20 protein-coding genes and 2 pseudogenes are annotated in these 19,860 nt (G+C 72.4%); 14 read left to right on the top strand and 8 right to left on the bottom strand.

The genetic code is table 11. From position 1 onward, the window contains the following. Nucleotide 1 precedes the first annotated feature (1 nt). The 4 genes and pseudogenes from nadE to BJF81_RS07695 form a co-directional block, all read right to left on the bottom strand. On the bottom strand, nt 2–994 hold the full coding sequence (gene nadE / locus BJF81_RS07705) for an NAD(+) synthase (RefSeq protein WP_075957845.1): 993 nt from the start codon (nt 992–994) through the stop codon (nt 2–4). 236 nt (nt 995–1,230) lie between these two features. After that, complete coding sequence (locus BJF81_RS21460; protein WP_446740548.1) at nt 1,231–1,464, bottom strand: asparagine synthase-related protein; 234 nt, start codon at nt 1,462–1,464, stop codon at nt 1,231–1,233. A 23-nt stretch (nt 1,465–1,487) separates the two neighbouring features. Next, a pseudogene (asnB, locus tag BJF81_RS07700) lies at nt 1,488–2,975 on the bottom strand (asparagine synthase (glutamine-hydrolyzing)); the annotation flags it as partial. A gap of 198 nt (nt 2,976–3,173) precedes the next feature. Beyond that, nucleotides 3,174–3,446, bottom strand: coding sequence for an acyl carrier protein (locus BJF81_RS07695; RefSeq protein WP_075957843.1), 273 nt, complete (start codon nt 3,444–3,446; stop codon nt 3,174–3,176). A gap of 245 nt (nt 3,447–3,691) precedes the next feature. On the opposite strand from BJF81_RS07695, the gene BJF81_RS07690 reads away from it, so the two are divergent. From BJF81_RS07690 to BJF81_RS07680, 3 genes are all read left to right on the top strand, one after another. Beyond that, nucleotides 3,692–4,438, top strand: a complete 747-nt coding sequence (locus BJF81_RS07690) for an SGNH/GDSL hydrolase family protein (RefSeq protein ID WP_075957842.1) — start codon at nt 3,692–3,694, stop codon at nt 4,436–4,438. Between the two features lie 3 nt (nt 4,439–4,441). After that, nucleotides 4,442–4,891: a 4'-phosphopantetheinyl transferase superfamily protein gene (locus BJF81_RS21455; RefSeq protein WP_075957841.1), complete on the top strand. Its 450-nt coding sequence runs from the start codon at nt 4,442–4,444 to the stop codon at nt 4,889–4,891. A gap of 510 nt (nt 4,892–5,401) precedes the next feature. Next, complete coding sequence (locus BJF81_RS07680; RefSeq protein WP_075957840.1) at nt 5,402–6,754, top strand: glycosyltransferase family 4 protein; 1,353 nt, start codon at nt 5,402–5,404, stop codon at nt 6,752–6,754. Between the two features lie 57 nt (nt 6,755–6,811). Here the strand turns inward: BJF81_RS07680 and BJF81_RS07675 are convergent, their stop codons facing one another. Next, nucleotides 6,812–7,555, bottom strand: a complete 744-nt coding sequence (locus BJF81_RS07675; protein WP_075957839.1) for an esterase family protein — start codon at nt 7,553–7,555, stop codon at nt 6,812–6,814. A gap of 368 nt (nt 7,556–7,923) precedes the next feature. Between BJF81_RS07675 and BJF81_RS19405 the strand changes: the two genes are divergently transcribed. From BJF81_RS19405 to BJF81_RS07635, 8 genes are all read left to right on the top strand, one after another. Beyond that, nucleotides 7,924–8,670 carry a hypothetical protein gene (locus BJF81_RS19405; protein WP_075957838.1) on the top strand — a complete coding sequence of 249 codons (747 nt, stop codon included), beginning with the start codon at nt 7,924–7,926 and terminating at the stop codon, nt 8,668–8,670. Beyond that, the gene (locus tag BJF81_RS07665) at nt 8,561–9,247 is read left to right on the top strand and encodes a sensor histidine kinase (protein ID WP_446740547.1); all 687 of its coding nucleotides are present in this window, start codon (nt 8,561–8,563) and stop codon (nt 9,245–9,247) included. Before BJF81_RS19405 ends, BJF81_RS07665 begins: the two co-directional genes overlap by 110 nt. Next, nucleotides 9,244–9,927 carry a response regulator transcription factor gene (locus BJF81_RS07660; protein WP_075957836.1) on the top strand — a complete coding sequence of 228 codons (684 nt, stop codon included), beginning with the start codon at nt 9,244–9,246 and terminating at the stop codon, nt 9,925–9,927. Before BJF81_RS07665 ends, BJF81_RS07660 begins: the two co-directional genes overlap by 4 nt. 192 nt (nt 9,928–10,119) lie before the next feature. After that, nucleotides 10,120–10,917: a 4-hydroxy-tetrahydrodipicolinate reductase gene (locus BJF81_RS07655; RefSeq protein ID WP_075957835.1), complete on the top strand. Its 798-nt coding sequence runs from the start codon at nt 10,120–10,122 to the stop codon at nt 10,915–10,917. A gap of 35 nt (nt 10,918–10,952) precedes the next feature. After that, a complete protein-coding gene (gene dapA / locus BJF81_RS07650; RefSeq protein ID WP_075957834.1) occupies nt 10,953–11,951 on the top strand; it encodes a 4-hydroxy-tetrahydrodipicolinate synthase in 999 nt (332 codons plus the stop codon). A 16-nt stretch (nt 11,952–11,967) separates the two neighbouring features. Then, nucleotides 11,968–12,816, top strand: coding sequence for a 2,3,4,5-tetrahydropyridine-2,6-dicarboxylate N-succinyltransferase (locus BJF81_RS07645; protein WP_237770104.1), 849 nt, complete (start codon nt 11,968–11,970; stop codon nt 12,814–12,816). A 106-nt stretch (nt 12,817–12,922) separates the two neighbouring features. Continuing rightward, on the top strand, nt 12,923–14,053 hold the full coding sequence (locus BJF81_RS07640; RefSeq protein WP_075957833.1) for a pyridoxal phosphate-dependent aminotransferase: 1,131 nt from the start codon (nt 12,923–12,925) through the stop codon (nt 14,051–14,053). Continuing rightward, the gene (locus BJF81_RS07635; RefSeq protein ID WP_075957832.1) at nt 14,050–15,219 is read left to right on the top strand and encodes a hypothetical protein; all 1,170 of its coding nucleotides are present in this window, start codon (nt 14,050–14,052) and stop codon (nt 15,217–15,219) included. Before BJF81_RS07640 ends, BJF81_RS07635 begins: the two co-directional genes overlap by 4 nt. Nucleotides 15,220–15,274: 55 nt before the next feature. Here the strand turns inward: BJF81_RS07635 and BJF81_RS07630 are convergent, their stop codons facing one another. The 3 genes from BJF81_RS07630 to BJF81_RS07620 are packed head-to-tail and all read right to left on the bottom strand — an operon-like array spanning nt 15,275 to nt 16,509. Next, a complete protein-coding gene (locus BJF81_RS07630) occupies nt 15,275–15,916 on the bottom strand; it encodes a class I SAM-dependent methyltransferase (protein WP_075957831.1) in 642 nt (213 codons plus the stop codon). Nucleotides 15,917–15,959: 43 nt separating this feature from the next. Further along, complete coding sequence (locus BJF81_RS07625; RefSeq protein WP_237770103.1) at nt 15,960–16,295, bottom strand: type II toxin-antitoxin system PemK/MazF family toxin; 336 nt, start codon at nt 16,293–16,295, stop codon at nt 15,960–15,962. After that, entirely contained in the window at nt 16,279–16,509 is a 231-nt protein-coding gene (locus BJF81_RS07620; RefSeq protein WP_075957872.1) for a hypothetical protein, read from the bottom strand. Before BJF81_RS07620 ends, BJF81_RS07625 begins: the two co-directional genes overlap by 17 nt. Nucleotides 16,510–16,584: 75 nt before the next feature. Here BJF81_RS07620 and ligD point away from each other — a divergent pair, with 75 nt between their 5' ends. The 3 genes and pseudogenes from ligD to BJF81_RS07605 all read left to right on the top strand — a co-directional run. Continuing rightward, nucleotides 16,585–18,309, top strand: coding sequence for a non-homologous end-joining DNA ligase (ligD, locus tag BJF81_RS07615; RefSeq protein ID WP_237770102.1), 1,725 nt, complete (start codon nt 16,585–16,587; stop codon nt 18,307–18,309). Nucleotides 18,310–18,443: 134 nt separating this feature from the next. Continuing rightward, nucleotides 18,444–19,148 (top strand): winged helix family transcriptional regulator, encoded by a 705-nt coding sequence (locus BJF81_RS07610; RefSeq protein ID WP_075957829.1) that lies wholly within the window; start codon nt 18,444–18,446, stop codon nt 19,146–19,148. 291 nt (nt 19,149–19,439) lie between these two features. Beyond that, a pseudogene (locus tag BJF81_RS07605) lies at nt 19,440–19,860 on the top strand (hypothetical protein); the annotation flags it as partial.

The following is a 19,860-nucleotide window of genomic DNA, read 5'->3' as shown; positions in this document are numbered from 1 at the left end:
CTCAGCCGTCGCCCGGACCGATCTCTTCGACGAGCACCGGAGGCTGGTGCAGGTAACGGGTGCTGCGACGCTTCTGGTCGATGTCGCGCAGGACCCGCTCCACGGCGGGCACGTCGAGGTCCAGCGCCTGCGCCAGCTCGGCCGGCGGCACGTCGTGGTCGCGGGCGTAGAGGGCCAGGTCCATCAGGTGGTGCGGGAGCGAGAAGTAGAACTCCTCCTGCGACTGGGCGAGCGAGTAGGTGTCGGTCGTGGAGGGCCGATCGAGGATCTCTGCCGGCACCCCGAGGTGTTCGCCGAGCGCGTACACCTGCGTCTTGTAGAGGTGGGCGATGGGTTTGACGTCGGCGGCGCCGTCACCGAGCTTGACGAAGAATCCCTGGTCGTACTCCAGCAGGTTGGGCGTGCCGGTGGTGGCGTAGTTGAGCCTGTCCGCATGGTGGTACTCGAGAACCTTGCGGACACGCTGCTTGAAGTTCGTCGCGGCCACCACCCCGAGATAGGCGTCGACCGACAGCCGGTGCCGGCTGCGCTGGCCGTCGGGGTCCTCGACGACGATCGAGTAGAGGCGCAGGGTGTCGTCCTCCGTCACGCTCGGCAGGACGATCTTGGACCGCCAGCCGGCCCCGTAGCCCGGCACGACGCGTCGGACGGCGTCGTCATACCTGCGGTAGCACCCGATGGCCTCCAGGGTGCCCGCGATCTCCTCGACCTCGGAGTCGAAAGCGAACGTGTCGGAGACGGCGCGGCTCAGCCGAATCGTCTCCGGCGCGGACGCCCGCTCGGGCATGTGCAGGCCGAAGACGCGTTCGGGACCGACCGCCCGCACGCAGAGAGCGGCGGTGACGCTGGAGTCGATCCCGCCCGACAGGGCGACGACGAAACCCTTGCGCCGGACGTCGGTCAGGTAGTCCCTGAGCGTGGTGACGATGCGCGCGACCTCGGTCTCGCAGTCGATGTCGAGCACGTGGTGACCGAACTGTGGGGTGTGCGCCATGAGTCCTCCTCGGCGGTGGTGAGATCGATGCGGCGCATCGTCGGTGGTCGGCTTTCACGGCCCAGCCGTGACCCGGCGACGAACTGGTCGTGGAGCAGCTGCGTGGAGAGGACGGAGATCATCCTCATGTTGTCGGTGTTGCCGAAGCTGCGGCTCCGGCGTCGCGCCTTCTCGACCAGGCCGGCGACCTGGCGGTGGTCGAAGACGCCGGCTGCCGTCACGGCCCGGGGGGGAGGTCACCTCGGACACCCATTCGGGCTCCTTGCCGGCGAAGAAGCTGGCCGCATCGGGCGCCGGTAGGGCTGCTTGGGACGCGCGAGGATCTCAGGAGGAACGAGGTCTGCAAAGGCGTGCTTGAGGATGAACTTCTCCTCCAGCCCGAAGAGCTTGTGCCGGGCGGGCAGCGAGGCGGCGAAGTCCACGACCGTGGGGTCGAGGAAGGGGAACCGGCCCTCGACCGAGTGGGCCATGAGCATCCGGTCGCCCTGCGAGCCAGGATGTATCCCGGCAGGAGGGTGGTCATCTCGAGCCACTGGGCTCGGCTGAGCCGGTCCCAACCCGAGGCGGAGGCAGGCATGTGCTCCACCGGGTCGACGGCCGGCGAGGAGGACAACCGCTCGCGCAGGGTGGGGGCGAGCATCGTCTGGAGGGCAGCGGTGCTTGCCCACCTCGGCCGGTGGGACAGCCCGAGGTCGGCGAGGTCCAGGTCGGCGCCGAAGAAGTGGCGGGCGAAGGACGGAGCCTGCGCGGGGTTGAGCGCCATCCACGGGTAGAGCAGCTGGACGGCATCGTCACGGAGTCGCGACCCCTGGTCCCGCGCCCAGAACTCCCGCACCCTCGCCTCCCGGTAGATGTCGTAGCCGCCGAGGATCTCGTCGGCCCCCTCGCCGGTGACGACGACCTTGTAGCCGTTGGCCCGGACGAGCCGGGACAGGAGGAACAGCGGCGCGGGTGCGGTGCGTAGCAGCGGCGCCTCGGCGTGCCAGACCACGTCGGGGAACACCTCCGCGATGTCGCTCGGGGCGACGTCCACGCTGTGGTGGGTGGTGCCGAGCCGGTCCGCGACCAGCTGCTGGTAGGAACCCTCGTCGAACTCCGGGGTGGTGAACCGCAAGGAGAAGGTCGTGAGCTCGACGTCGGTGAAGTGCCGGATGGCCGCAGCGGTGACGGCCGAGTCAAGACCGCCGGACAGGTAGGCACCGACCGGGAAGTCGCTCCGCTCGAACCGCAGCCGGGTGGCCCGCACCAGGAGCGCGCGCAACTCTTCGGCGTTCTCCTGCAGGTCCTGGTGGGGTTCCTGGCCCCGAGGCGGGAACTCCGCGGACCAGTAGGGCCACGTCCTCAGCCCCGAGCTGTCGAAGGTTGCGACGTGACCGGGCGGCAGCTGCGAGACCGCGGCGAACGCCGTGCGAGGAGAGATGCTGCACCAGAACGTCCACACCTGCTGCAGCCCCACCGGGTCGAACTCCCTGGTGGCCGCAGGGTCGGCCAGGAGGGTGGCGACCCGTGAGGCGAAGCTGATCGATCGGGGACCACAGCGGTAGAAGAGCGGAAGGATACCCATCCGGTCACGCGCGAGCACGAGACGCTGCCGCCGCCTGTCCCACAGGCCAACGGCCCACTGCCCGTTGAACCGCTCGAAGCACGCGCTCCCCCACTCCTCGTAGGCGTGTGCGATGACCTCGGTGTCGCTGGCGGTGGTGAGGACGTGCCCCAGTGCACGGAGCTCTTGAGCCAGCTCCACGTAGTTGAAGATCTCCCCGTTGAACGTGACCCAGACGGACCGGTCCGGTGTGGTCAGCGGCTGCGCCCCACCCTCGACGTCGATCAGGGCGAGGCGGGTGTGGCCGAGCACTGCCGCATGGTCGACAAGGACCGCGCAGTCATCGGGCCCCCGATGTGTCAGCGTGGCCACCATGTCGGAGACGAGGTCGGGATCCGGCCGGGAGCCGAAGCTCACCGTGCCGCAGATCCCGCACATCAGCCCGACCGGGACAAGGCCGCGAGCTCTCGAAGCACCGCCGGATCCGTGAGGTCGCTCCCGCGATCTGCTCGTCCGAGAGGACGACGTCGAGCCAGTCCTCGACGAGGATGGCTCGCCTCAGCGCGTCCAGCCGACGGTCAGGGACCGGTGGCAGGTGCGCAGCCTCGGCGAGCAGCCGCTCCACCATGTCCTCACTCACGCCACACCCTCGTCACCCGCCTGCTCCTTGGCACTGACGTAGCAGACCAGTCCGTCGATGCTGTCCAGGTTGGCCGGCACCGTCTCGGACTCCGCCACCGAGATGCCGAACTCGGACTCGAGGAACTCGATGAGTTCCAGGACGCCCGTGGAGTCCAGCACGCCGGAGGCCATCAAGGACTCGGTGTCGGAGGGCATCCGATGGTGGTCGCCGAACAGGTAGGAGGTCAGGATGAACTGTCGGATCCGCTCCGGCACGTGCGAACTCATGGTGCCCTCCCTGCGCTCGGAAATCACCTTCCCCGGATGAGTGTAGTGATCCGGCCTCCGGCTGTCCCCGTTTCGAGAGCACGAAAAAATCATCCTTCAGGCCATTCCCCGGTGCGACCTCGCGGTGTAACGTCGCACGTTTCAGGGGCACAGACGAGAGAGGACATCTCGTGAACCGCAGGGTGGTCAGACGTCTCGCCGCAGTCACAGTCGTCACCGGGGTGCTGACGGCAGGTGCGGCAACGGTGTGGTGGGATCCGACGCCGTCCTACACGGCGGTCGCCGCCGAGGGCGCCGCCCTCGCGGACGTCGAGCAGCTCGAGGCGGTGGCAGGGCAACGGATCTTCTTCGGACACATGTCGGTCGGTCGCAACATCCTGGACGGCTTGGACAGGGTCTACGCCGCACACGAGGTGGATCCGCCACCGGTGATCGAGATCGCACCGGGAGAGTCACCCGATCTGCCGCAGGACGGCCTGCTCGTCCATGCCCTCATCGGCGAGAACCGTCACCCCGTCGGCAAGCTGAAGAACTTCGATGCCACCCTACGGGCCGGTCTGGGCGAACAGGTCGACGTCGCCGCGCTGAAGTTCTGCTACATCGACATCCGGTGGAACTCCGACGTCGAGGCCCTCTTCGCCCGCTACCAGAACACTCTCTCCCGGTTGGAGAGCGACTATCCGGACGTGCGGTTCGTCCACCTGACGGTCCCGCTCACGACGGGTCCGTACGGGATACGCGACCACCTGAAGATCCTGGCGGGTCGCGACGACAACGCCACCCGGGAGCGCTACAACGAGCTGATGCGCCAGACCTACGGGAACGGTGAGCTCTTCGACCTGGCCAAGCTGGAGGCCACCGACCCCGAAGGGGTGCTGAGGGCACCCGAGCTCTTCTCCGGCTACAGCTCCGACGGGGCCCACCTCAACACCGTGGGGTCGGAGCGCCTGGCCGCCGAGCTGGTCGGACACCTCGCCGACGTCACGCCCTGAGCCGTGCCGCTCCTCGGTGTGGGGATCGATGTGGTCGAGGTCGCCCGTGTCGCTCGTCTGCTGGAGCGGTACGGCACGGCCTTCGAGCGTCGGTGGTTCGCGCCCGACGAGGCCTTGTGGGCGCGGCGGGCCGGCCGGCCGGAGATCGGCTTCAGCGCGCTGCTGGCCGGGAAGGAGTCCGTGTGGAAGTCGCTGGGGGTGATCGACGACGGCCCGGTCCCCTGGCGGTCGATCCACGTACTCCCCGACGCCGCCGGTGGCAAGGTGACGCTGCCCGACGGTTGGCCCCCCCGGCGACGACGGTCCGGGTCGACGTCACCCTGGGCGACCGTGTCGCCCTGGCCTGCGCCTTTGCCTGGTCCGGGATGCGGTGAGGACCGCCCGCACCCGAACGGGCAAGAAAAATTCTGTGCCAACCCTTTACCTGGGCCTTGCACACGCGTTACTTTGTGACCTGACCCACAATGCAGGGTGTGGGTCGATGCCCGGCCGAAGGCGGCCAGGCAGCTCGTGACAGAGGTTTTCATCGCCGGGACCACGGACGCCTGCGACCCGTGGAGCGCGGACCGACAAACCGTGACGCCCGCCCCGGTGTACTAGGCGGCCGGTCGCGCGAAGCGATCGTGGTCACGGATACGGCCGTCGTCGCTCGACCTAGACCAGTCCGTCGTGCCCAGGGGGAGGGGACCCCCTTAGCCTTCGTGGCGCGGACCGACGGCTGGAGCTCCTCGTGACAGGAGATCCCCATGGCTATCGCAGCCACCGTTCTCGACCATCGCCCCCCCCGGAGGCGCCCATCGACGCCGCGCGCATGCCCTGGCGGTCGCTGCGTCGAAGATTCTTTCCGGGGTCACCATCCCGCTTCTGGCCACCTACCTGACGCCGCTGAGAACTGGCTCGTCGACACGCGGCAGGGCGGCCCACCCGCCCGAGGAGTCGCCGCCGTCCACACCCACGCCCCACGTGCTCGTCATCGTTCAGAACCTTCCCGTGCCGCTCGACCGACGGGTCTGGCTGGAGTGCCAGGCGCTGATCGCACAGGGCTACGGGGTGACCGTCATCTGTCCCCAGGGACCGGATGACTCCCGCTACGAGCTGCTGGACGGCGTACACATCCACCGGTACCCACCGGCGCCGGAGGCCCAGGGCCTGGCCGGGTTCGCCCTGGAGTTCGCCTACTCGTGGGTGCGGACCGCCCTCCTGTCCACCATCGCCTGGAGGCGGTCGAGGTTCGACGTCATCCAGGCGTGCAACCCGCCGGACACCTACTGGCTGCTGGCGCTGCTGTGGCGGCTGCGCGGCGTCCGGTTCGTCTACGACCACCACGACCTGTGCCCCGAGCTCTTCCTGTCCCGCTTCGGTGAACCGGACGGCCTGGGCGGACGCGTGGAGCTGGGCGCGCTGCGGTGGCTGGAGCGGATGACCTACTGGGTGGCCGACCAGGCGATCGAGACCAACGGTTCCTACCTACGCATCGTCCAGGAGCGCGACCACGTGCCGACGCGCCGGCTCGCGGTCGTCCGGAGCGGCCCGGACACCACGGTGATGAGGCCGGTCTACCCCACGTGCAGCATCCGGGAGGGAGCCGAGCACCTGCTCGCCTACATCGGAATCATGGGCCCCCAGGACGGTGTCGACAACGTGCTGCTGCTCATGGACGAACTCGTCCACCGGCGGGGCAGGACCGGTGTCCGCGCCGTCCTCATGGGGTTCGGCGACTGCCTGGAGGACCTGCGTCGCCAGTGCACCGCCCTCGACCTCGACGACCACGTCGTCTTCACGGGACGGGTGGGACCGGCCGAGGTCAGGGAGTACCTCAGCGCGGCCGACATCGGACTCGGGCCGGACATGGATACTCCCCTCAACCGGTTCTCGACCATGAACAAGACGTTGGAGTACATGGCCTTCGGCCTGCCGACCGTCTCCTTCGACCTGATCGAGACCCGTGCCTCGGTGGGTGAGACCGGGATCCTGGTGCCCTCGGGCGACATCGGGGCCTACGCGGACGCGGTGGTCGGCCTTCTCGACGACGTGGAGGCAAGGGTCGAGCTCGGGATGGCGGCCCGCCGTCGCGCGGTGGACCTGATGGACTGGCGGACCCAGGCCGAGACCTACGTGGGCGTCTACGACGCCCTGCTGCACCACGCACCCGTGCCGGACAGGTGGCCCCACCAACCCCGCCGTCCCGCCGACGACGGTTCTGCGCTGGTGGACCTGCAGGACGAGGTGGAGCTCAGGAGGTTCCTGAGCCAGCACGCAGGCGGGCCGCCTGAGCTCGCAGCTGCCGCGGACCGGTCGGGGCGGACCACCGTCTGACGGACGGGCCGGCACGTGGTGGGGTGACCGGTGGTCACCCGTCCGCGGGCCGGCCCCTCAGCAGAACCGCGGCAGGTGGTGGGCCAGCTGCTTGCGCCACCACGGCCAGTCGTGGGCCGAGTCGTGGCCCCAGACGTCCAGCTCGTGCGGGATGTGCTTCTGGGCGAGCAGGTCGGCCAGCTGATGGGCCCCGGGCAGCGACTTGGTGGGGTGCACCTCGAAGGCTCCCTGGCCGACGACGAGCAGGATGTTGGCGTGCGCCCGCACCCAGTCGAGGTGGCCGTCCTCCATCCCCGGGACGTAGGCGCACGGGTTGGCGAAGTAGGTCGCCTCGCCCAGGTCGCCCCAGCAGTGCCAGGACGTCGGGTCGTAGTTGCCGGACAGGCCGATCGCCACCGGGAACAGGTCCGGCCGCTTGAGCCCGAAGTTCACCGCGTGGAAGGCGCCCATGCTGCAGCCGGTGGTGACGATCCCGGCGTGGCCGGGCGAGTCCTCGTCGATCCGGGGCACGACCGTCTCGAGGATCCACTTCTCGTACGTGCCGTGACGACGCGCCCGCTCCTCGGTCGGCAGGCTGTTGTCGGACCAGCTCAGGTGGTCGAAGGCGTCGACGCAGTAGAGCTTGACCCGGCCCCCGTCGCTCAGGTCCCGGACCGCCTCGACCATGCCGTTGTTCTCGAAGTCCCACGCGCGGCCGGCCTCCGAGGGGAACACCAGCACCGGCCGCCCCCAGTGGCCGTAGCGGATGACCGTGCCACGGCCCGCACCCTCGGTGTCCAAGTCGACCTGCACGCGCTCCATGGGTCCTCCTGGTGCCGGGTCCGCGCCGCCACCGGGCGCAGGACGTGTGCGCCCAGCCTGCCACACCCGCACCTCCTTCCGACGGGGTCCTGCGGCCCCACGACTCCCGGAAATCACTCTGGAGGATGACGACCCCGGCCACCCCGCCCACCAGACTGACTGACGGTGCACCCGGTGGGCCACCTCTCGTCGAGGAGCCGCCGATCCGTGAGCGTGCCGGCCCTGGGACGACTGACGCGCGCGCACCACGACCGGCGTCCGTCCCTGCCGCAGCAGGGGGTGGCAGGGACGGACGCCGCGACCACACCTCATACCCCGTCCTGCGCGACAATGGCAGGGACGGACCGCTGCGCCGGGAAGGGGGAGGTATGACGTCGCCCACCCGTGCTGCACCAGCCCGCCCCGCCCTGGGTCGGCTCGACCGGGCGCGCGTCGTGCGCGGGCTGGGCACCCACGGGGCCTTCGTCCTGGCGACGGTCGTGGTCTACGCGGTCGACCTGCTGCTGACCATCCCCCGGGCGGACGCGCGCGACGGACACCCCTGGCAGGCGTTCGGCGTCGTCGACGTCTCGATCGGTCTCTACGGCGGACTGCTGGCCGGGGTCTACGGGGTCCTGCTGCTGCGCCGCCGCCACCCGGTCGTCGTCATGACCGTCATGGCCGTGGCCACGACGGCGCTGTCCTTCGTCTCCCCGGCGGCGCGGCCGCTGGCCGGGGTCATGCTGGCGCTCTACGCGGCCGCGGCGACCGTGCAGCACGTCTGGCTCAGCCGGGCCGTGCTGCTCCTGGCCGCGGTGGCCGTGGTGGTGCCGGTGCCCTTCCAGCCGGACCGCGGGCTGGCGCCACCCCTGGCCATGGGCGTGCTGGCGGCGGCCGTCCTGGGCGTGTGGCTCGTCGGCCGCCACCAGCTGCAGGTCGAGCGGGAGGCGGTCGGCCTGCGGGGGGGAGCTGGCGCAGGTCGAGGAGCACGCGGCCATCGAGGAGCGACGCCGGATCGCCCGGGAGCTGCACGACATCCTGGCCCACTCGGTCAGCGCGATGATGATGCAGGCGGCCGGGGCCCGGGCGGTGGTGCGCGGGATCGTCCGGGACCAGGCGGACGGGGACGACGGTGACGTCGGGTGTGACGGCGGGAGGGGCGTCGACCCCCGGTGGGCCGCCGTGGAGCAGGCGCTGACGAGCGTCGAGGAGACCGGGTCCACGAGCATGCGCGAGCTGCAGCGGCTGCTGGGCGTGCTGCACCAGGACGGCCCCGCGGAGCGGGAGGTCGTGAGCAGCCCGCCGGGGATGGACTCGGTGGACGAGCTCGTGCGCATCACCCGCAGCAGCGGGGTGCTCGTCGAGGTCCACCGGTCCGGTCGACCGCGGCAGCCGGACTGGTCGGTGGGACTGGCCGCCTACCGGGTGATCCAGGAGTCGTTGGCCAACGCGATGAAGCACGCCGGGCACGGCGCGCTCGTCGACCTGTTCGTCACCTGGGGCGCCGACGAGCTGCAGCTGCAGGTGCGCTGCCGGCCCGGCCCGGAAGGCTTCCGGCCGGACACGGGCGGCGGAGGCAACGGGCTGGTCGGTCTCCGGCAGCGGGTGGAGCTCGTGGGCGGACGCTTCGACGCGGGCCGCACGGGCGAGGAGTTCGTCACGACCGCGGACCTGCCGCTGGTGGCGGCGCCGGCCGACGGAGGTGCCCGGTGATCCGCGTGGTGGTCGCCGACGACCAACCGGAGGTCCGGGAGGGCATGTCCATGATGCTGGCCGCCGAGGCCGACATCGAGGTCGTCGGCACGGCACGGGACGGCGCCGAGGCGGTGATGCTCGCCCGCCGGGAGCACCCCGACGTCGTGCTCATGGACATCCGGATGCCCACGACGGACGGGGTCGAGGCCACCCGGCAGATCACCGAGCACCAGGTCGACGGCGCCGCGGGCCGGGGCGGACGAGACGAGACCGTCGCGGTGCTCGTGCTGACCACCTTCGACCACGACGACGTGCTCTACGGGGCGCTGCGGGCGGGGGCCTCCGGCTACCTGCTCAAGCACTCTGCGCCGTCCGACCTGGTCGACGCGGTCCGGACGGTCGCCGAGGGCGGCTCCTGGATCGACCCCAGCGTGGCGGGCAAGGTGATCGCCACCCTCCGGGCGATGTCGGCGACGGACGGGCGGGGGCGGCCGACGCTGGAGTTCCTCTCCCCCCGCGAGATCGAGGTCCTCCGGCTCATGGCCGACGCCCCCACCAACGCCGAGCTGGCCGAGATGCTCTACCTCTCCGAGGCCACCGTCAAGACGCACATCTCCCGGCTGCTCATGAAGACAGGCTCGCACGACCGGGCCCAGCTCGTGGCGCTGGCCTACCGGTCGGGGCTCGTGCGTCCCTGAGCGGTCCCTGAGCGGTCCGGCCCTCCCGTTCCTGGCCCGTACCAACTTCTCGCGAATCCGCGGGACGCGCAGGAGGCCGCCGGCACCCCACCGCCGAAGATCGTCCGGTCAGCGGGGCGGCCGGCAGGAAACCCTCTCTGACCTGCACAAACACTGCCTGAAGACCCCTTCGAGCGGCGGCATACTCGACGCATGCCACTCTCCGTCGGACTTCTCGGCACCGGCCGTCTCGGGTCGGCGATCCGGGCTGCCGCCGCGTCGCAGGACGACGTGGAGGTCGTCTGGGCGGTCGGCCGAGGGACGGTCCTCGACGGGCCGGCCCCCGTCGACGTCGCGGTCGACGTCAGCTCCGCCGACGCGGTCGCCGACCACCTCGCCTGGGCCCGCCGCACCGGCACCCCGCTGGTCGTCGGCACCACCGGCTGGGACCCGGTGCTCGTCCCGGCCGACGTCGACCTGCCCGTCCTCGTCGCCCCCAACTTCTCCCTCGGCGTCGCCCTGGTCGAGCAGCTGGCACGCGCGCTGGGACGGTATGCCGCGCACGCCCCCTCCCCCGTCGACCTCGCCGTCACCGACACCCACCACCGGCACAAGGTGGACGCCCCGAGCGGGACGGCCGTCCTGCTGCGGGAGGCGCTCGTCGCGGGGACGCGCGGCGACGGCAGCGGCGGTGACGACAGGGGCGCCGGCCCCCACCCGGTCCAGACCACCAGCCTGCGGGTCGGCGAGGTCGTCGGCCGGCACGAGGTTCTCGCCGCCTCCGCGCTGGAGACGATCACGATCACCCACGAGGCCCACGACCGGGCCATCTTCGCCGCCGGCGCCCTCACCGCCGCCCGCTGGCTGGTCGGCCGACCCGCCGGACGGTGGTCGATGGCCGACCTGGCCGCCGAGCACCTGACGACCCTCGCCGGTCCCGCGTCCACCACGGGCGCCGCCGGCACACCACCCACCACCCCCGGCGCACCCGCGCCGGACGCTGCCGCCTGACCGGGCGCGCCGCATGCCCGCACGAGAGGTTCCTCATGTCCCACCTGGCTGCTGCCCCGTTCACCGGTCTCGGCGTCGCCCTGGCGACCCCGTTCACCACCGGCACCGACGCGGGAGGGGCCGGGCGAAAGCCGGAGGTGGACCACCCGGCGTACGCGCGGCTGCTCGACCACGTGCTCGCCGACGGGCGCGGCGTCGACTTCCTCGTCGTGCTCGGCTCGACCGGCGAGGCTGCGACCGTGACCGATCCCGAGCGGCACGCGCTCGTGCGGCAGGCGGTCGAGCACGTCTCGGCGGCCCGGCGCGAGGGACGGCTGCGGCGGCACGTGCCGGTCGTGGTCGGCGTCGGGCACAACGACACCGAGCGCACCTGCGAGCTGGCCGTCCAGGCGGTCGCGGCAGGGGCGGACGAGCTGCTGGTGGTCACGCCCTACTACAACAAGCCGCAGGTCAGCGGCCTGGTCGCGCACTTCCGGGCGGTCGCGGAGGCGGCGCCGGGGGTGCCGATCGTGGCCTACAACGTGCCCGGGCGCACCGGCACCAACCTCACCCCGGCGGCCATGCGGCGGATCTGGGAGGTCGACCAGGTCGTCGCGGTCAAGGAGTCCTCCGGCGACCTGCGGCAGATCGCCCGGATCTGCCAGGAGGCGCCCGCCGGGCGGGTGGTGCTCGCCGGGGACGACGACCTCGCGCTCGCCTCGATCGCGGTCGGCGCGCAGGGGCTGGTGTCGGTGTGCGCCAACGTCGCCCCGGTCGAGACCGCGCAGCTCGTCCGGGCCGCGCGGCGCGGGGAGCTGGACCGGGCGCGGGAACTCTTCGGTCAGCTTGCGCCGCTCATGGAGGCGATGTTCGTCGAGACCAACCCGGTGCCGGTCAAGGCCACGCTCGCCTGCCTGGGGCTGGGGACCGCGATGGTCCGGCTGCCGCTGTCGCCGGCCGAGCCGGGCACCTGGTCGCAGGTGCAGACGGCGCTCGCCGGGGTGGTCGCCGCCCGTCGGCCGCGCGGTTGGACGCGCCGGCCCGGGAGAGCCTGACCGGCCGGGTGGCGTCGTGACGGCGGGGACGCAGGAGCAGGTGACGGACGACGTGCCAGAGGTGCGGGCGACGGACGGCGAGCGCCGGGTGGAGGACATCGGCGAGCGCCAGGTCGGGACCGTCGAGCAGGTCGAGGAGCTGCTGGCCGACCTCGAGGCGGGGACGGTGCGCGCCGCGACCCGGGGCGAGGACGGCAGCTGGTCGGCGCACGCCTGGGTCAAGGAGGGCATCCTCGCGGCCTTCCGGCTCAGCGACACCGTGGAGATGGACTGGCCCGGCGGAGCGGTCGACCGGTCGCTGGTGCCGGCACGGTCGTTCGGGGCGGGCGACGGCGTGCGGGTCGTGCCGGGCGGCACCTCGGTGCGCCGGGGCGCCCACGTCGCGGCCGGGGTCGTCGTCATGCCGCCGAGCTACGTCAACGTCGGGGCCCACGTCGGGGCCGGGACGATGGTCGACAGCCACGTGCTCGTCGGCTCGTGCGCCCAGGTCGGCGAGCGCGTGCACCTGTCGACCGCAGTCCAGCTCGGCGGCGTGCTCGAGCCGGTCGGCGCCCGCCCGGTCGTCGTCGAGGACGACGTCTTCGTCGGCGCGCAGTGCGGTCTCTACGAGGGGGTCGTCGTGCGCTCGCGCGCCGTGCTCGCGCCGGGCGTCGTGCTGACGGCCGGGACGACGGTCTACGACCTCGTCGAGGAGCGCGAGTGGCGCGGCGAGGTGCCCGAGGGCGCGGTCGTCGTGCCGGGATCGCGGCCCGCCCGCGGCGACTACGCCGACAAGCTCGGCCTCTCGCTCTACGCGCCGGTGATCGTCAAGTACCGCGACGCCGGCACCGACGCCGCCACCGTCCTCGAGGGGGCGCTGCGGTGACCGCTGCAGCACGGGTGGGCGGCCTGGCCGTCTCCCCCATCCGACGCATGGCCGTCGCGCGCCCGAGGGCACCGTCAGCCTGGCCCTCGGCGAGCCCGGCTGGCCGATGCCCGCCCCGGCCCGCCGCTGCCTGGAGCACCAGGGCCGCACCGACGGGCCGCTGCCCTACGGTCCCAACTCCTCCTCCCCCGAGCTGGTCGCGGCGGTGGCGGGGCAGCACGGCATACCCCTCGCGACGGAGGAGGTCATGGTGACCTCCGGGAGCCAGGCGGCGCTGTTCGCGCTCTTCCACGCGCACGTCGAGGCGGGCAGCGCGGTGCTCGGGCCGGACCCGGGGTTCGTGGCCTACCGCTCGCTCGCGCAGCTGTGCCAGGCGCAGCCCGTGGGGTATGCCCTGGGTCCCGGCGGTGCGCTCGACGCCGATCTGGTCGAGGCGGCCCTGGTGGAGGCACTGCGCGCAGGCCACCCGGTGTCGATGGTCGTGCTCAACCACCCGGCGAACCCGACCGGCGGCCTGGCGGACGCGGACTCGCTGCGGCGGGTGGCCGAGCTGTGCGCGCGGCACGGGGCCGTGCTGGTCAGCGACGAGGTCTACCGGGAGCTGTGGGTCGGCGCGGGCGGACAACCAGCCGGGCTGCACGAGGCGGCCGGGCTCGACGCGGGCGTGGTGCTGGGGTCGGTGAGCAAGGCCTTCGGCGCCCCCGGCCTGCGGGTCGGGTGGGCGGTCGGCCCGGCCGAGCTGCTGGCCCCCGCGCGGGTCGTCCACAACGCGATGACGACCGCGCCGGCGCGCCCCTCGCAGGACGCCGCGACCGCCCTGCTGACGTCGGCCGCCGAGGTGCTGCCGACCGCCCGGCGGGAGGTGGCCCGGCGCTGGGAGGTGCTGGCCGAGGTGGCGCCGGAGCTGCTGGCGCGGGCCGACGCGGCCGCGGGGCGGCCGGATCCCGGACCTGCAGCGGGAACCGGCTCCTGCAGCGGGCAGCAACCCGCTGCAGGAGCCGGATCCCGCTCGATGTCCCGCGCCGGGTTCTACCTCTGGCTCCCCCTCCCGGCCGGGACGGACCCGGCGGGCACGACCGCGTTCGCCCTGCGGGTCCGCGACGAGAGCCTGGTGACGACCGTGCCGGGGGACGCCTTCGGGCCGCGCGGCGCCGGCTTCCTGCGGGTCAGCCTCGGCGGCCCGGTCGAGGAGCTCGTGGAGGGCCTGGTGCGCCTGGCGCCCTGGTGGGAAGGATGATCTTGGCACCGTCGACGACCGAGCTGTTCGCGTTCGGGGCCGAGCGGCTGCTCGACCTCGCCGCCGACTACGCAGGACCGTTCTTCGCCTACGACCTGGGCGTGGCGCGGGAGCGGTTCGCCCGGCTCCGGGCCGCGCTCCCCGAGCGGGTACGCCTCGCCTACGCCGTGAAGTCCAACCCCGGCCTGCCGCTGCTGGAGACCTTCTCGGCCGCCGGTGCGTGGTTCGACTGCGCGAGCGCGGGCGAGGTCTCGGTCGTGCTCGCCGCCGGGGGCACGGGCCGGCGGATGGTCTTCGCCGGGCCGGCCAAGTCCGAGCGCGACCTGCAGGCGGCGCTCTTCGCCGGCGCACGCGTCCAGGTGGACGGGATCGAGGACGTGGCCCGGCTGCATACCCTCCACACCGGGGACGAGCCGCTCGAGGTGAGCGTGCGGGTGAACCCCGCCTCGGGTGTGTCGGAGGGCACGGCCATCATCGGTGCTGGCGGGCCGAGCGCGTTCGGCGTCGACGAGGAGGAGGTGGCGGAGTTCGTCGCGGCGGCGCGGGCGTACGACCGGGTGCGCATCACCGGCCTGCAGGTGTTCGCGGCCAGCAACGAGCTGGACGCCGGCAGGCTGCTGGCCAACCACCGCACGGCGCTGCGCATCGGGCGGGAGCTGGCCGGGCTGCTCGGGCACGGCCTCGACCTGATCGACCTGGGCGGGGGCCTGGGGGTCAGGTATACCGCCGACGAGCCGAGCCTCGACGTGCGCGCCCTGGGGGCTGGGCTGGGTCGGGTGCTGTCGGAGAACCCGTGGTTCGAGGGCGAGCTGCTGCTCGAGCCGGGACGGTGGCTGTCGGCGCCGACCGGGGTCTACTGCGCGCGCGTGGTGCGGACGAAGGTCTCGCGCGGGCAGCGGTTCGTCATGCTCGAGGGCGGGATCAACCACCTGCTGCGGCCGCTGCTGACCGGGCAGTCGTTCCCGACGGTCGCGCTGCGGCCGGGGGTGGGGATGCTGGGCGGTCCGGCCGACGGGACGGGCGGGAGCCTCGTGCCGACGACCCTGGCCGGGCCGCTGTGCACCTCGCTCGACCGGGTCGCACCGGCGACCTGCCCGAGGACCTGCGCCCGGGGGACGTCGTGGTGTTCGGGCAGGCCGGCGCCTACGCGGTCACCCAGGCGATGAGCCACTTCCTGTCCCACCCGGAGCCGGAGCAGGTCTGGGTGGGTTGAGCCGCCGCTCAGCGCCGCCGCACGAGCATCACCGCCTGGTCCTCGGCCTCGTTACCCTTCGGAGCCCTGACCATCCGAACCACCTCCTGGCACCCGACCCGATCCAGGAGGTGGGCCATCGCGTCCACCCTGCGCCGGTAGCGCTCCAGGACCACGTCGTGCCCGTGCCGGCCGTACGACTCGGCCAGGTCAACGACACCCTCCCCCGCCTGGAAGGCGACGAGCAGGTGGCCGCCCGGCCGCAGCACCCGGACGAGCTCGGCCAGGACGCCGGGCAGCTCCTCGTCGGGGGTGTGGATCGTGGAGTACCACGCCATCACCCCCGCGAACCGGCCGTCCTCGAAGGGCAGGTCGGCCAGCGACGCCACCGTCAGGTCGAGGTCGGGGTGGGCGCGATGTCCGGCCGCGATCATCCGGGGCGACAGGTCCACACCGCGGACCGTGCAGCCCCGGTCGGCCAGGTGGCGGGCCATCCGCCCGGCCCCGCAGCCGGCGTCGAGAACATCCCCCTCGTCCCGGACCCGTGCGACGAAGGCGTCGAGCACGGCCAGGTCGAGGGCGGTCTCGGCACGGGTGTCCGGCAGCAGCCGCGCGTAGTCGTCCGCCACCAGGTCGTAGGCGGTCTGCACCGTGTCCTCCGGCTGCGCCATCACCCCACCCTTTCGCAGATCTCCCCTTCCTCGCAGACCTCTCCTACCCGTTGCCCGGACGATCGAGCCCCAGGACGAGCTCGAGGGCCAGGTCCACGGATCGTTGGTCCGCCAGGTCGAGGTGACCGACCAGCGGGCCGAGCCGGCCCACGTCCACCGTCCTCAGCTGCTCCACGAGCACGCACGTCCGCTCCCCGGCGATCTGGACCTCGGGCCTGAAGATGCGCGGCGGGGCAGAGCGTGACGTGGGCGCCAGCACCACGGTCGACAGCGGCAGGTCGTCGGCCTGGACCACGACACCGAGGCGGGGCCCCCGCTGCTCGTGCCCCCGAGCGCCGCGGGTCGTCGGCACGACATACACGTCACCCCGGATCAACATCGGCCCATTCCTGCATGGCCTCCTCGACCGCCGCGCGGTCGTCCGGGTCGGCCAGGGCCCGGGCAGCCTCGGCCCGCATCTGCCGTCGCCGGCGGAGGACGACAGCGTCCAGAAGGGCGCGGCGGACCGCCTCCGAGGTCGATGTGCCGTCGGCGGTCAGCTCGGCGAGTGCCTGCTCGGCCTCTCCGGAGATTCGGACGTTCACGATGCCCATGCTGGGACGATACTCCGTTGTCATACACTTGTCATACAGCCTCCTGTGGGCAGGCGGCCCCGGCACGGTCGAGGTGTGGAGAGGCTCCACCACGCGCGTCACCCCCTGCCCCCGTGGCACCGTGGAGGAGTGGCGCGCGAGCGGCATACCCCCGACAAGGACGCGACCGCGGAGGCGGGACCGGCGCCCGAGGAGGCCCTGCGCACCTATCGGCGCATGCGGGACTTCGCGAGGACCCCGGAGCCGAGCGGGGAGGCCTCCGAGGACACCGCTGGCGACCGCCCCGTCGACCCCGCCGGCTCCGGACCCGTCTTCGTCGTGCAGCGGCACCGGGCGACGCGGCGGCACTACGACTTCCGGCTCGAGGTCGACGGGGTGCTCGCGAGCTGGGCCGTGCCGAAGGGGCCCTCGCTCGACCCGGAGGTGCGGCGGCTGGCCATCCACGTGGAGGACCACCCGATGGAGTACCTCCACTTCGAAGGGGTCATCCCCGAGGGCGAGTACGGCGGCGGCGACGTCATCGTCTGGGACACCGGCACGTGGGAGTCCCACGACGACGACCCGGCGGCGGCGATCCGCGCCGGAACGCTGCACGTGCGGCTCCACGGGGAGAAGCTGCGGGGCGAGTTCATGCTCGTTCGGACCGGTCGGCAGGAGGGGGACAAGGAGCAGTGGCTGCTGTTCCACAAGCACGACGAGCACGTCGAGGAGGGCTGGGACGCCGAGGACTTCCCGAGGTCGGTCCTCAGCGGTCGCACCAACGAGGAGGTGCGGGCGGACCCGGAGCGGGTATGGCGTTCCGACCTTCCCGCGGACCGCGCCTCGGTGGAGGTCGGGGACGAGGCGGTCGCCGTGGTGGCCGACGAGGCACTGGCGGCCCTGGACGGGCTCGGCGCAGCCGGCAGCTGGGAGGTCCTCGGCCGCACGCTGAAGGTGACGAACCTCGACAAGGTCCTCTTCCCCGCGCGGGAGGGTGAGGAACCGGTCACGAAGCGCGACCTGCTCCGGTATGCCGCGCAGGTGGCCCCGACGGTGCTGCCCTACCTGCGGGGGCGGGCGCTGAACATGCACCGTTTCCCGGACGGCGTGGGGTCGAACGGGTTCTGGCACAAGGAGCTGCCCGGTCACGCCCCGGAGTGGATCGGGCGGTGGGACAACCCCGACGCCGACCCTGGTGAGACGCGGACCTACCTGGTCATCGACGAGCCTGCCGCGTTGGTCTGGGCGGCGAACTTCGGTGCGTTGGAGTGGCATCCGTGGACCTCGCCGACGGAGGCGCCGGACCGCCCAAGCTACGTCATGTTCGACATCGACCCCGGCGAGGAGACGACCTGGGAGCAGACGGTGGAGCTCGCCCGGCTGCACCGGACCGCGCTGGACCACATGGAGGTTCGGGGTTATCCGAAGGTGACGGGCCGGCGGGGATTCCAGGTGTGGGTGCCGATCCGTCGGGGGCCGACCTTCGCGGACACGCGGGCGTGGGCGGAGAAGGTGTCCCGGAGCATCGGGGCGGTGGTGCCGGACCTGGTCAGCTGGAGCTGGTCGGTGAAGGAGCGGGGCGGGCTGGCGCGACTGGACTACACGCAGAACGCGGTGAACAAGACGCTGGTGGCGCCGTACAGCCCGAGGCCGGCGGCCGGGGCACCAGTGTCGGCGCCGATCGCCTGGGACGAGCTGGAGGATCCTGAGCTGCGGCCGGACCGGTGGACGGTGCGGACGATCCTGGACCGGCTGGCGGAACGGGGGGACCTGTTCCGAGGGGTGCTGCAGGCGGACCAGAAGCTGCCGCGGGTGAGGTGACGGGTGATGCCCGAGGGCCGTGGACGGGGCCCAGCAGAACCGTTGACAACGGTAAAGGGAAGGTAAAGACTGCAAAGGTTAGGAAGGGGTTGCCGGGAATGTCGTCCCGGCGTTCGTGCTCTGCTAGGAGCATCGTGAGCCGTCGCGTCTGGCTGATCCCCGTTCAGCCTTCTCCGGCACACCTCGGGGTCACCACCGGTGTGCTGAAGAAGCACGGGGTCGCCTGGTCGACGGTCCGGGCACACCAGCTGCGTGAGGCCTTGGAGCACGCGCTCCCAGGGGTGGCACTCGTCCACGGCGGGGTGATCACCCCCCTGCTCATGGACGTCCAGCGCTGGCTCACCGACGCTGACGTCCCCACCCTCCTGCTGGTCGAGCGTCTCACCGACGACTTCGAGGCCGTCCTCCTCGACCGAGGCGCCCGGGACGTCATCGCACTGCCGGCCCCGCCGCGCAAGATCGGGGCCAGGGTGGAGGCGCTCCTGCGAAGCGCGCAACCCGCGTCTGTCGAGACCCGCGTGCCGCCGGACGTGGTGGTCGGCGAGATCGTCCGGGTGACGCCAGGGAGCCGGACCGTCACGGTCGGCACCGCCGAGGTCAACCTGACCAGGACCGAGTTCGACCTCCTGCTGGCGCTCGCGCTGCGGCAGCCCGACGTCCTCACCCGCGCCGAGCTCGCCGAGGCCCTTGACCGCCCTCGGACGGGGCTTCGCACGTTGGACACCCACATCAGCCGGATCCGCACCAAGCTGCGGCGGGCCGGGGCCCCCGACCTGCTGGAGTCGGTGCGCGAGGTGGGGTACCGGCTGCGGGACGCAGAGCACCACCACGCTTCCTGAGGCTGCAGGTGCGGCCCCCCGGCCGATGGGCAGGGACCATCCCGGCGCCTGACTCACCCACTTGTCTCGACCGTCCGGACGCGCGCGTCCGGCGGCGCGACGGGGTGGTTGTCGCTGGCCGTCCACATCGTCGGTGTTCGCTCCTCTTCGTCCCCAGAGGTGCTGGCGGCTGGGTCGCAGACCCGGGTATGTCGTACACGTGTTCTAACGTAGGTGCATCGTCGGAATTGCGGCGAGGAGCAGTCGGTCGACCGTCGAGGTGATGGTCCGTTCTGGGGAAGGGAGGGGACGATGAGGGCACCGGTGCAGCTGCCGCGGCAGGAGGGGCCTGGTGAGTCGCCGTTGGAGCAGCAGCTGGGGCTGTGGTTGTCCTTCGACCCGGGCCCGGACCTGGCCGAGCACGTGGTCCACGTCGAGCTCGGTGCCGTGCGCCCGGCCGGTGGGCCTGGAGTGCTGGCCCCGTCCGGCGACGACCGTCGCTCCGACCCTGCGGGCGGTCCCGGATCGTCCGACCCCGCCGCCGTGGACGGGCCGGCCGGTCCGGGGCCTGGTGAACCGGTGGAAGTGCGGTTGCGGTCGGTGCTGACCGAGCTGGGCCTGGACACCGGGTCGTTGGCGTTGCTGTCCTCGGTGGCCACGACCCTGGCCGCGGTCCGCACCGGGCGGCCGGTGGCCGGCCTGCCGGCCACGAGCACCACCCGCGCCAACCGCC

This window comes from Ornithinimicrobium sp. CNJ-824, from assembly GCF_001942405.1.
Lineage (GTDB): Bacteria > Actinomycetota > Actinomycetes > Actinomycetales > Dermatophilaceae > Ornithinicoccus > Ornithinicoccus kibberensis.
This window is presented reverse-complemented; position numbering and strand designations above follow the sequence as displayed.